Below are 13224 nucleotides of genomic sequence, written 5' to 3' on the forward strand. Positions count from 1 at the left end.
AATCCAATGTCAAAAATAAATCTAAAATATTTCTTTACAAATCTCGCAGCAGTATTGTTCTGCCTGACCATTTCAGCGCAGAATAAAATCAAAAAAGAAAATATTCATATTGCAGACAAACCTTTATACCGAGATCCTATTTTTGACGGAGCTGCAGATCCTACTATTATTTGGAATAAAAAAGAAAAAAAATGGTTCATGTTTTATACCAATCGCCGAGCAAAAGATTCAACTGCAAAAGGAATTACTTGGGTACACGGAACCAAAATTGGTATTGCAACATCGCCAGACGGAGCAAAATGGACATATAAAGACACTTGCAATATTGATTATAAAATAAAAGATGCAACGCATTGGGCGCCAGATGTTATTGAGTATAAAGGTCAATATCATATGTATTTAACGATTGTACCTGGAATTTTTAATGATTGGTATCATCCTCGATCGATTATTCATTTAACCAGCAAAAATTTGATGGACTGGAAATTTGAATCAGCATTAAAATTAGCTTCAGAAAGATGTATTGACGCATCTGTTTTTAGATTGCCAAACGGAACTTGGAGAATGTTTTATAACAACGAAAATGATGGAAAATCAATTTATTATGCTGACAGCAAAGATTTGTATAATTGGATTGACAGCGGAAAAAAGATTGTAAAAGATAGAGGGGAAGGCCCGAAAGTATTTACATGGAAAGGCAAAAACTGGATGATTTCTGATTCATGGCGAGGCTTAAATGTTTATTCTTCTAAAGATTTCCTGAATTGGAATCGACAAGAAAAAAACATTCTTCAAACTCCGGGAACTGGAGAAGATGATAAAGTAATTGGCGGGCATCCCGATGTTATAGTAAATGATGGAAAAGCCTATATTTTTTACTTCACTCATCCTGGGAGAATTCCTGAAAATAAAGGTGTAGACAGTTACGAAACCAAAAGAAGTTCTATACAGGTTGCCGAACTGGAATATTTAAATGGAGAAATTGTCTGCAACAGAGATAAACAAGTTGAAATTAATTTAAAACATTAAAAATGGCAAATAATAATACGATTCGAAATGCTTTCAAAATGAAGTTAAAACCAGGTTTTGAAGCAGAATATAAAAAACGACACGATGAAATTTGGCCGGAACTTGAAAGTTTGCTTTCAGAAACAGGTATTCAGGATTACAGTATTTTTTTAGATGAAGAAACATTGATCCTTTTTGCTGTTCAAAAAATCAGCTCAGATTTTGATGAAAGTTTTTTGCCAAATCATCCAATCGTAAAAAAATGGTGGGCTTATATGAGAGATATCATGGACACAAATCCAGATAATTCACCAATTTCAATTCCGTTAAAAGAAGTTTTTCACTTAGATTAAATGATTAAATTGTTTCAACTTGAACAATGAAAACATTAAACAAAAAAAAGCATAAAATGAGAACAAAAATCTATCTGTCAATTGCCCTTTCAGCCACATTTTTGATGAGCTGCAAAGCACAGCAAAAAGTATCTGGAACTAAAATTACATTAAAAAACACCGCTGCTTTAGCAGTACCTCAAAAGGCAATTACAATAAAAAGAAGTCAGCTTTCGGTAAAAGATGCAACGAATGTTTATCCAATTTTAATCAATAAAAATGATACTATTCCGGCTCAATTAAATGATTTGGATGGAGATGGAAAATGGGATGAGCTTTTTCTTGTAACTGATTTTGCTCCAAAAGAAAAGAAAACGGTACAATTGAAATGGTCTTCGATAAATCCGAAATTCCCAATAAAGACTAGTGTTCGTTTCGGAAAAAGAGAAGCAAAGGATTTACCAGTTCAGCCCGCAACCGAAGAAGTTTTATTAGCCAATCAGGTGCATAAAAAATTAGGTTTTCAAAAATACCAAACCGATGGCCCAACTTGGGAAAATGATAAAGTAGGTTTCAGACATTATTTGGATGGAAGAAATTCTAAAGATGTTTTCGGAAAAAAACTGCCTGGAATTACGCCAGAAAATGTCGGAATAAACAGCAAAGGCGCCGTTGAAGATAATTATCATGTAATGTACGATTGGGGAAGAGATATTTTTCCTGTTGGAAATTCTGCTGGTTTGGGCGGCTACGCTTTATTGATTGAAGACAAAATCAACAGACTTGGAATCTTGACGAATGATACTTTAAATAATGTCGAAAAAACAACTTTTAAAATTGTCAGCGAAGGTCCTGTAAATTCTGTTTTAAGTTATAAATACGAAAACTGGAAAGCTTCAGGAAATCAATATCAAGTTCAGGAAACTACCTCAATCTGGCCCGGAATGTACGGTTATGAAAATACGGTTTCAATAAACGGACTTAAAGGAAAAGAAACTTTTTTAGTGGCAATCTCAAACCTGAACAATAAAAATCCGTTGAAAATTGTTGATGCCGGAGATTGGGTTTGCTTAATCCAGCATGATTATTTAACCTATGACCGTACTTGGATTTTAGGAACGGCAATTCTGGTTCCAAAAAAACTGTATAAAGGCTATATCGAAGCACCTAAAACCGGTCAGTTAACAGATTCATATTTGGCAAAATTGACGATCGAAAACAATAAAAAAATCAACTACTATGCCATTGCCGGCTGGGAGTTGAGTGCTGATAAAAACTTTAAAGATTCGACTTATTTCAGCAATTATGTAACCACTTTGGCAAAACAGCTTTCTGCCAAAATAGAGGTTGAGATAAGTAAATAAAAACATTTTCACTTTAACTAACACACTAACCAAATGAACTATAAATTAACCACTATAACATTGTTCGCTTTTGGAGCATTTTCTGTTGCAAATGCTCAAAAAACAGATGCTACTGCACCATTGCATTTGATGCAGCCGGATTATCCAACACCGTATATTATTCCGCAAAAAGAAAATATAAAAGCTGTACTGGACCGAGTTTATAATTTTTTAGACAAAAATTCGGCTTCAAAAATTGTAGATGCAAATACCAAAGCTGAAATTACAGATTATAAAAAGGCCAATCAGGATATTGTTTTTGAACCTGGTGCTTTTAGATTAACAAGCTACGAATGGGGCGTTACCTATGCTGGAATGCTGTTGGCATCTAAAGCCACAGGCGAAAAATATTTTGCAGATTATTCAAACAAAAGAATACAGTTAATTGCGGATATCGCTGCAAATTATAACGAAAAAAACATCAAAGACAAAGACATGCTAAAAACGCTTCATCCAGAAGCATTAGATTTTGCAGGTGCTCTTTGTGCAGCATTTATTAAAGCCAAAAAAGAAGGTTTAAAAGCCAATATTGATCCTTTGGTGAACAATTATATCGACTTCATCAGCAATAAACAATTTAGATTAAAAGACGGAACATTAGCAAGAAACAGACCGCAGGATAATACTCTTTGGCTGGATGATATGTTTATGAGTGTTCCCGCGCTTGCACAAATGGGAAGTTATACGGGCAATGCAAAATATTACGACGACGCTGTAAAACAGGTAAATCAGTTTTCTGAAAGAATGTTTAACACTCAAAAAGGAATTTACATGCACGGCTGGGTCGAATCTATGCAGGTTCATCCTCAGTTTCATTGGGCTAGAGCCAATGGCTGGGCAGTAATGACAATGGTAGAATTGTTAGAAGTTTTGCCTAAAAATCATCCTGGATATCCTCAGGTTTTGGCGCAATTGCAAAAACACATTGCGGGATTGGTACAATATCAAGACGGAACAGGTTTTTGGAATCAATTATTAGACAGGAATGATTCTTATCTAGAAACTTCGGCAACCGCTATTTATGCTTATTCTATTGCCAGAGCAATTAATAGAGGCTATGTTGATAAAATGACGTACGCTCCAGCGGTTTTATTGGCGTGGAATGCTGTGGCTTCAAAAGTTAACGATAAAGGTCAGGTAGAAGGAACCTGCGTTGGAACCGGAATGGGTTTTGATCCTGCATTTTATTACTATCGTCCTGTGAGTGTTTTCGCGGCACACGGTTACGGTCCCGTTTTATTGGCTGGATCCGAAGTGATTATGTTGCTAAAGGATAGTGAATTTGTAATAAATGACAGTTCAATTCAATTGAAAATTCCAGGTAAAAACAATCTGCTGAAATAAGTTATGAATTATGAGTTATGAGTTTTTAATTATTAAAATGAAGTAGTAATAAGCAGCTTTAACCAATAATATTTAAAAAAAGCTTAGCGTCTTTATGCCTTTGCGGCAAAAAAAACACAATCTATGAAATCCACTATAAATATACTTTTCCTATTATTTAGCTTAACAGTTTTTTGCCAGATAGGAAAACGATTTCCATCAGAAAAAAAGATAATCAAAGATCCGGTTACAGGTATCGATTTAATCTTTTTAACCACTAAGTCGGCTGGAGATTCTAAAACCTATCCCACGCATCCGCAATGGTCTTCAGATGGAGAATGGCTCATCTTTAGAACTAAAAGAGCAAATGGCGAAGCAATGGCTGTTAACGAAAAATCAGGTATCATGGTTCAAGTTACAGAAGGCGGTTATACCGGAACTTTATGTATGGCGCAAAAATCGATGAAGTTGTATTTTATGAGAAAAGCCGACGGCGATAAAATGCAGATTATTGAGGTTAATCTAGAAGCTGTTTTTACTGACAGTCAAGCTGGAAAAATGAAACCTGTTTCGGCTTACGAGCGCGTTTGCGGTACAACGAATCCAGAAATGGGCGCTTCTGGCGATATGGCTTTAGATGCAGATGAAGAACGCGTTTATTTTAGAATTGGAAAAGAAGAGGCAGCACGACATTTAGATCCGAATATTAAAATAGAAAAAAGTTTTGGACCAAGAAATATGGGCGCTGGTCCGGGCGGTATTAGCAGTATGAATATAAAAACAGGAGAACTGAAACATGTAATTTCTGTTCCCTTTCAGGTCGGACACATTCAGTCAAATATTTGGAATCCAGGAGAACTTGTTTTTTGCTGGGAAACTGGAGGAAAATCACCTCAAAGAACTTGGACAGTAATGGCAGATGGATCTGGTCTAAGACCTTTATATCCAGAATCTGATTTTGAATGGGTTACGCATGAAGTAGTTATTTCTAAGGACGAGGTTGCGATGGCAATTATGGGACATCGAAAAATTGATATTCAAAAAGAAGCTCCATCTGAAGTAACAGACAGCAAAGAAGTTCAAAATCCGCAGAATCCAGGTCAGGAAAGCAATTGGGGAAATTCTGGAACACGCGAAAAACCAACAGGTTTAGCAATTGTAAATTTAAGAACCAGAGAAATGATTATTGCCGGACAAACCAAAAGCGGAAGTGGTTTATGGCACGTACACGGCTCTTCTGACGGAAGATGGGCAGTTGGAGACGATTTCTCAAGAAGCTTATATTTAATCGATAGAAAAACAAACGAAATGGTGATGCTGACCACTGGACATAAAGAAACTGCTGCAGATCACGTTCATCCTACGTTTAACAGAGACGGAACAAAAATAGAAATTCAATCGGCAATGCTTTCTGAGGATAATAGGACACTGAATATTTGTATTGTAAACGTTCCAAAAGATTGGCTGAAGCGTAAATAAGGGCGAAAATTAACTTCTGAAAAGCTAAAATATTTAGCAAAAAGTAATTAGTAAAATGTTTAAAAATAATTATTTCGTTTTGAGGTATTTCACCATTTGTATTGTTTTTGTAAGCAATACAGCGGTTTCTTTTGCGCAAAAAGCAGCCAAAATGGATGCCATTTATTCTGGAGTTCCTTGGTTTGACCAAAACGGAAATATTGTAAGCGCACACGGCGCAAATATTATAAAAGAATTAGATACTTTTTATCTTTTTGGTGAATCACATACGGACACCAGCAACGCATTTGCTGGATTCAACTGTTATTCTTCTAAAGATCTCTATAATTGGAAATTTGAAAGTGTTGCACTTCCTGCACAAGAATCTGGAAAACTGGGTCCAAATCGAGTGGGAGAAAGAGTAAAAGTTATGAAATGCCCTAAAACGGGAGAATTCATTATGTACATGCACGCTGATAGTTTAACGTATAAGGATCAGTTTGTGGGTTATGCAGTTTCAAAAGAAATAAATGGTCCTTATGTATTTAAAGGTCCGCTTTTGTTTCAGGGAAAATCAATTAAAAAATGGGACATGGGAACTTTTCAAGATGATGATGGTTCTGGATATGTCTTAGTTCACGGCGGTGAAATTTATAAATTAAGTGATGATTTTACATCGGTTACAGAGAAATTAAACGAAAATATAACGTCTGGATTTGAGTCGCCAACGCTGTTTCGAAAAGATGATATTTATTATTTTATAGGATCGCATTTGACAAGCTGGGAAAAAAATGACAATTATTATTATACTTCGATTTCTCTAAAAGGACCATGGATTTCTCAAGGATTAGTTGCTCCAGAAAATACGTTAACATGGAATTCTCAATCCACATTTGTATTGCCCATACAAGGTTTAAAGGAAACAACTTATATGTTTATGGGTGATCGCTGGTCTTTTCCTAAGCAAGCCTCGTCAGCAACTTATGTTTGGCAGCCACTTTCAATTGCAGGAACTTCTGTATCAATGCCAAAATTTCAAGAAGCTTGGAGAATAAATACTTCAACAGGAGTTGTAACTATTGTGGAGAATAAAGATATAATTATCAAAAACACTAATGAAGAAATTCAATATTTAGGGAAGTGGATTCATACTGATAATGGGAATATGCTTTTAGAAAGCAAATCTGATGACAAAAACGCTTCATTTTCAATAAAATTTAAAGGACAGCAAATTGGTTTAACAAGTTTTGTTGGTCCTGAAAATGGTTATGCAAAAGTGGTTTTAACAGATAAAAAAGGAAATACAATGTATACAGCAATTATCGATATGTACAGTAAGTTTTCAGATTTAGTACAAGTATTTAAATCTCCTATTTTGAAAAAAAACAATTACGAATTAATCGTTTCGGTTACAGGAGAAAGGCCAAACTGGTCTGATAAAAAGAAGGCCAATTACGGAAGTACAGGAAATACTATTTCGCTGCATCAGATTACAATTAAAAAATAAATATCAAAAAAAAGCATACAATGAAAAGATTAATAACACTAGTCATTTGTATTTTGGGGATTTCTCAATTTACATTTTCTCAAAAATATCAAAACGACAGCTTTCCAGACGGAACAGCAATTTCAGCTTGGTTTAAAGATTATACCAAACTTCAATTGAAGGATTTAGGAAAAAAATACACTATTACAGATTTTGGTATTAGCAAAGACAGTACAAAAGTGCAGACAGTTGCCATTCAAAAAGTGATTGATAAAGCGTCTGCAAATGGCGGAGGCGTTATTGTAATTCCGAAAGGTGTTTTCTTGAGCGGTGCTTTGTTTTTTAAACCAAAAACGTCTTTATATGTTAGTGAAGGCGGAGTTTTGAAAGGCTCTGATAATATTGCTGATTTTCCAATTATGCCATCAAGAATGGAAGGACAAAATCTGGACTATTTTCCAGCTTTGGTAAACGCTTACGGAGTTGATAATTTTTCGATTTCAGGGAAAGGAACTATCAATGGAAATGGAAAAAAATATTGGGATGCTTTTTGGGCACGCCGAAAAGAGAATCCGAAATGTACCAATCTAGAAGTTTCAAGACCAAGATTGGTTTTTGTGTGGAATTCAAACAACGTACAATTTCAGGATGTAAAATTGATTAATTCAGGTTTTTGGACAAATCATTTCTACAAATGCAATAATGTAAAAATATTAGATACTTATATTTTCTCTCCGCACAAAAAGGGAGATGCTCCAAGTACGGATGCCATAGATCTTGACATTTGTACCAATGTACTTATAAAAGGGAGTTATATGTCTGTTAATGATGATGCTGTAGCATTAAAAGGCGGAAAGGGCCCGTATGCAGATCAAGATAAAAATAATGGGCCAAATACCAATATCATCATTGAGGATTGTAAATTTGGATATTGCCATTCAGCATTGACAAACGGAAGCGAGGCGATTCATAACCGAAACATAATTATGCGTAATTGCGAGGTTGACGGACCTTCAATTTTATTGCATCTTAAAATGAGGCCTGATACACCACAGCTTTACGAGTTTATTAGGCTTGAAGACATTAAAGGACAAACTAAAAATGGTTTGGCTATTTTAGGATGGAAACAGTTTTTTGATTTAAAAGGCCGTCCTGATATTCCACTTTCTTATGGCAATAATGTTACTCTGAAGAATATTGAACTTAAATGCGAAATGTTTTATAAAGTAGAAAACGATCCAAATGTGCGTTTATCAAACTTCACTTTCGAGAATTTAAAAATAGAATCAGTAAAAACAGATATTGATAAAAGCCTGATTAACGGAGTAACTTTTAAAAATGTGTATGTTAACAAAGTGCTTGTGGATTAAAATTAAGAGGTTCAGAAGTGCAAAGGCTTTCTGTAGAGGCGCACAGCAGTGCGTCTAACACAAAGTAACCATAAACTTTGTCATTGCCTATAATCGCAAAACTGGAGAAAATAACAGCGTAAACCTGCTAAGTCAGTAAAATCTGTGCGCTATTACAATTCAAACATTATCATAAAATGAATAAAATACTCTTATATATTTTTGCTTTAGTAACTTTAAACTCCTACAGCCAGAATAAAAGTTTCGTTGACTTTTCCGTTGCCGACTCAAATAAAACAACGTCTATTTATATTGACAAAAATACGGATCCATTAATTGTTTGGGCAGTAAATGAATTGGCAGATGATGTTAAAGAAATAACCGGAAAACGTCCAGAAATTATTCAGACAAATTCAATTTCTAAAAGTGGCATTTATATAGGACAAGCTTCTTCAAGTCTTTTAAAATCAAAAATAAATCAAAAAGAATTCTCAAATCAGTGGGAGAAATTTTCTATCAAAAAAGAAAAAGAAAACCTACTAGTTACGGGAAGTGATGTTAGAGGAACTGTTTATGCTGTTTTTGAGATTGCAGAACAGCTAGGAATTTCTCCGTGGAAATGGTGGGCAGATGTTCGTTCAATTAAAAAAGAAAATCTTTCGTTGCAATTGCCTCAAAACGGAATAATTTCTTCACCCTCAGTTCAATATCGAGGTATTTTTTTAAATGATGAAGATTGGGCATTACAGCCTTGGGCCGCCAAAACATTTGAACCGGAAACAGGAGATATTGGACCAAAAACGTATGAAAAGATATTTCAGTTATTATTGCGATTAAAAGCAAATACGATTTGGCCAGCAATGCATCCGTCAACAAAAGGCTTTTTTACCCTTCCGGGGAATAAGGAAATGGCGCAAAAATACCATATTGTCATCGGATCTTCGCACGCAGAACCAATGCTCCGCAATAATGTTGACGAGTGGAAACCTAAAATTAATGGAGACTATAATTATTTTACCAATAAAACTCAAGTTGATAAATATTGGCAAGATCGTTTAGATGAATTAAAAAACGCGCAAAACGAAACCATTATGACTTTAGGTATGCGTGGCGTTCACGACAGCAAAATGGAAGGTGCCAAAGATTTAGCAGCATCGATTGAAATGGTCGAGAAAATTATTGTGAATCAGCGTGAAATGCTTTCAAAAACCTTCAAAAAATCATTGTCAGCTATTCCGCAAGCTTTTGTTCCGTATAAAGAAGTTTTAGAATTGTATGATAACGGACTAAAAGTTCCAGACGATATAACCTTGGTTTGGCCTGATGATAATTACGGTTATATTCGACGTTTGAGCAATGAAAACGAACAAAAGAGAGCAGGAGGGAGCGGGGTCTATTATCATATCAGTTATTGGGGAAGACCTCACGATTATCTTTGGCTGAGCACCATGCAGCCGGGATTAATTTGGTATGAAATGAATAAAGCTTATGAAAATGGCGCAAAGAAAATGTGGATTGTAAATGTGGGCGATATAAAGCCAGCAGAATATGATATAGAACTTTTTCTAGATATGGCTTGGAACATCAACAGCATAAAATCAGATGGACTTCATCAATATTTAAAAAATTGGGCTTCGAGAGAATTTACGGAAAAAGTAAGTGCAGATTTGAGTTTAGTTTTTGAAGAATATTACCGTTTGGCTTTTCTAAGAAAACCTGAATATATGGGCTGGAGCCAAACTGAACCAACAACTCCTGTAAAGCTTTCTGATTTTTCGACAGCAGAAATTTGGAGCAGAATCAAAGCCTATGATCAACTTATGGAAAAAGTAGACAGCTTATCTGTTTTGATTCCGTCAGAGCGAAAGGACGCTTGGTTTCAACTAGTAGTTTATCCTGTAAAAGGAGCTGCTTATATGAATCATAAATTTTTATATTGGAATTTAGCTGCAGCGACTTCAGATGCAAATCAAAAACAAAAATTCGAGGTTTTAAGTGCGAAAGCCTATCAGGAAATAAAAGAACTCACTGATTTCTACAATACAAAATTAAGCAACGGAAAATGGAACAATATGATGTCAATGCATCCGAGAAATTTGCCTGTTTTTGATTCACTTAAAAAGAATATATTTTCAAAAGAAGACAAGAAAATATCAGGAAACAGAATTGCCATTCAAGCCAATCAATTTATTTCCCAAAAAGGATTTAAAAACTTTCAGTGGCAAACAATTAACGGTTTAGGATACAGCAATAATGCAGTTACTTTATTTCCGCTGAAACAGCAGTATTTTAAAACTGAAAAACCTTTTTTGACTTATGAATTTATAATTGAAAATGCTGGAGAATATGAAATTGAAGTTCGATTACTGCCAACCCATGCTAATAATTTTGATCACGAAATCGGAATACAAGTAGATAAAAACACGACTCAGTTTTTTAAAACCAATACAAAAGACCGCGACAACACCTGGAAAGAAAATGTGTTGAGAAACAGCACAATTGTAAAATTACCAGCCACTAAAATAGAAAAAGGAAAGCATACGATTAAAATAGAAGTCAATCAAACCGGAATTGTTCTGGATCAGCTTGCAGTCTATCTAGCCTCTGAAGGAAGTTCTTATGAAATACCTTTTAATTGAGTTGTGTGTTATTATTTATGAGATGTAAATTGCCTTAAGAATGTAATAATCGAATAAAAGTGAGTTGTATGGAAAATATTTTTCTTTTTATAATTTTGTAATGATCTGATTGTGAAGTATCAATGGCCTTTGTAAAATTAATATTAACGCAATAGTCTAAAATAGGTATAATTTTAACACTAAACGTGCGTTATCTTTCCAGCAAACATTTATTTTTGCGCCTTAATTTAACAAGTATAAGCATGAAAGATCTATTAGTAAAAATCAACGCCGAAATTGACGCATTTAAAGCAGAAGCTGAATCTTTAACTGAAAAAGGTATTAAAGCTGCTGGACCAAGAGCTCGTAAAGCTACTTTGGAAATTGAAAAACTTTTAAAAGAATTCAGAAAAGTTTCTATCGAAGAATCAAAAAAATAATACTTTGTATTCAAAAGATAAAACCTCGTTTAAGTAATTAAACGAGGTTTTTTTTTAATTGTTAATTATGAATTGTTAATTATGAATTGTGAAATTACTTAGAAACATCTCAAACTGCATTTTACAATTCACCATTAACAACTAACAATTATTTAGGTATTTCAATATAATCTTTCAAATTGCAATCTTTTAATTTTTTAAGGCTCTCTGCAACAGTTAGTGCATTTAGAGTTGCACCTTCTAAACCCGTATGTGTATGATCTTTTGGGAAAAAGGATTTTACTTTTTCTTTACCCAAAACTTCATATTTTAAGGCAACAATTTCATTTAAATCAATATAATATGCACCTTCTTTATCGGCTGCAATTTTCGACCAGTTTCCGTAAGTATCCGTTCGGCGTTCTACTTTATCGTTTGGCCATTCATTTCTTGGTGTCTGGCTTAAAACAATAGGAATAGCACCTTTTTCTTTCGCTTCACGAATAAATTTTGCCATATACCACCCAAAAGTATTTACAATTTCTTTTGAGCCGTCAGGGCGTATTACTTCTTGAGTTTCGTCGCCATTACCTTTTAAGGATCCTCTTAATTTTTCTTTGTCGACTGCTCCGGCATCATTATGTCCAAATTGAATTATAATAAAATTTCCAGGTTCAAGCTGTTTTTTTACTTCGTCCCAAAGCCCTTCATTAACAAACGTTCTAGTGCTTCTGCCGCCGCGAGCTTTATTGATGACTTCAATTCGTGTCGTATCGCAATATTTAGGAAAAGCAACTCCCCAGCCAACAGCATCTGCATTGCCGTCGTTGCTGGCCATTGTAGAATCGCCAATTAAAAATACTTTTTTCTTAGGTGGAAGTACGATTTTTGGATTTCCTAAAATATAATTTTTTAAAGAATTTTTGCTCTCTTTTAATTCATTGATTATTACTGAAGCCGAAAGTACAGCGCCTTTTGCAGAAGTATGTGTGTGATCTTTTTTGTAAAAATAAGTTCCCGTTACTTTTTGCTCGCCGAATTTCTCCATTTCAAGCGCCATTTTTTCATTTAAATTAATGAAAGTAACGTTTTCCTTTTTAGCTATTTGTTTGGCCCATAAACCGTACGATTTGTTATTTCTTGGTACTTTTCCGTCTTTCCAGTCGTTTCTAGGAATCGGTGAGCAAATAATCGGAATTGCTCCTTTGGATTTTGCCTCTTGCACCACTTTCTGAATATACCAGCCGTAACTGTGAACGGTTTCGTGTTTTTTGGTAAGCAAATTGTCTATTTCCTGCGTTTCTTTTCCAATGCCTTTAATTGTGCCGCGAGCACGAATCGTATCATTAATGGGTCCGTCATCATTATGTCCAAATTGAATCAGTACATAATCTCCTTTTTTGAGTTTGTTCAGGACTTCAATCCACAAACCTTTATCTTGAAATGTTCGGCTGCTGGTACCGCCCAAAGCGTGATTCTCAATGTTAACTTTTGTAGTGTCTAAAAATTGTCCAATATAGTCTCCCCAGCCCCAAAGCCCGCCAGCTCCGTCGCCTTTTCCGTTTTTTACGGTCGAATCGCCAACCATATAAACAGTAGGTTTGTCGTCTTGTTTAGATGTAAAATTGAAAAATAATAGTGCCAAAATAGAGGCGAAAAGTATTTTAAATGTTTTCATATTGTGTGTTGTAAAATGTAATAGGTAAGATGTAAAACGAGCCTTCGACTTCGCTCAGCCTGACATAGGTATTATTATGAAAATGATTGTCATCCTGAGCGAAGTCGAAGCCCTTTTCATCTAATTTGTCATTTCGACGAAGGAGAAATC

General features: G+C 34.8%; 10 protein-coding genes. 9 read left to right on the forward strand and 1 reads right to left on the reverse strand.

Going from position 1 to position 13224, the window contains the following annotated elements:
• Window positions 1-6 precede the first annotated feature (6 nt).
• The 9 genes from IR010_RS19765 (at window position 7) to IR010_RS19805 (ending at window position 11417) form a co-directional block, all read left to right on the forward strand.
• Window positions 7-1029 (forward strand): family 43 glycosylhydrolase, encoded by a 1023-nt coding sequence (locus IR010_RS19765; RefSeq protein ID WP_194606079.1) that lies wholly within the window; start codon window positions 7-9, stop codon window positions 1027-1029.
• Between the two features lie 2 nt (window positions 1030-1031).
• Window positions 1032-1361 carry an L-rhamnose mutarotase gene (rhaM, locus tag IR010_RS19770; RefSeq protein WP_029272612.1) on the forward strand — a complete coding sequence of 110 codons (330 nt, stop codon included), beginning with the start codon at window positions 1032-1034 and terminating at the stop codon, window positions 1359-1361.
• 56 nt (window positions 1362-1417) lie between these two features.
• Entirely contained in the window at window positions 1418-2704 is a 1287-nt protein-coding gene (locus IR010_RS19775) for a DUF4861 domain-containing protein (RefSeq protein WP_194606081.1), read from the forward strand.
• Window positions 2705-2737: 33 nt separating this feature from the next.
• On the forward strand, window positions 2738-4087 hold the full coding sequence (locus IR010_RS19780) for a glycoside hydrolase family 105 protein (RefSeq protein WP_194606083.1): 1350 nt from the start codon (window positions 2738-2740) through the stop codon (window positions 4085-4087).
• Between the two features lie 123 nt (window positions 4088-4210).
• Window positions 4211-5545: a hypothetical protein gene (locus tag IR010_RS19785; protein ID WP_194606085.1), complete on the forward strand. Its 1335-nt coding sequence runs from the start codon at window positions 4211-4213 to the stop codon at window positions 5543-5545.
• Between the two features lie 55 nt (window positions 5546-5600).
• Window positions 5601-7031 (forward strand): family 43 glycosylhydrolase, encoded by a 1431-nt coding sequence (locus IR010_RS19790; RefSeq protein WP_194606087.1) that lies wholly within the window; start codon window positions 5601-5603, stop codon window positions 7029-7031.
• 20 nt (window positions 7032-7051) lie between these two features.
• Entirely contained in the window at window positions 7052-8380 is a 1329-nt protein-coding gene (locus tag IR010_RS19795; protein WP_194606089.1) for a glycoside hydrolase family 28 protein, read from the forward strand.
• A gap of 176 nt (window positions 8381-8556) precedes the next feature.
• On the forward strand, window positions 8557-10998 hold the full coding sequence (locus tag IR010_RS19800; RefSeq protein WP_194606091.1) for a glycosyl hydrolase 115 family protein: 2442 nt from the start codon (window positions 8557-8559) through the stop codon (window positions 10996-10998).
• A 242-nt stretch (window positions 10999-11240) separates the two neighbouring features.
• Window positions 11241-11417: a histone H1 gene (locus tag IR010_RS19805; protein ID WP_029272605.1), complete on the forward strand. Its 177-nt coding sequence runs from the start codon at window positions 11241-11243 to the stop codon at window positions 11415-11417.
• A 148-nt stretch (window positions 11418-11565) separates the two neighbouring features.
• On the opposite strand, the gene IR010_RS19810 is transcribed toward IR010_RS19805, so the two are convergent.
• A complete protein-coding gene (locus IR010_RS19810; RefSeq protein ID WP_194606093.1) occupies window positions 11566-13074 on the reverse strand; it encodes a rhamnogalacturonan acetylesterase in 1509 nt (502 codons plus the stop codon).
• Window positions 13075-13224 lie beyond the last annotated feature (150 nt).

Source organism: Flavobacterium sp. MR2016-29 (assembly GCF_015350695.1).
Lineage (GTDB): Bacteria > Bacteroidota > Bacteroidia > Flavobacteriales > Flavobacteriaceae > Flavobacterium.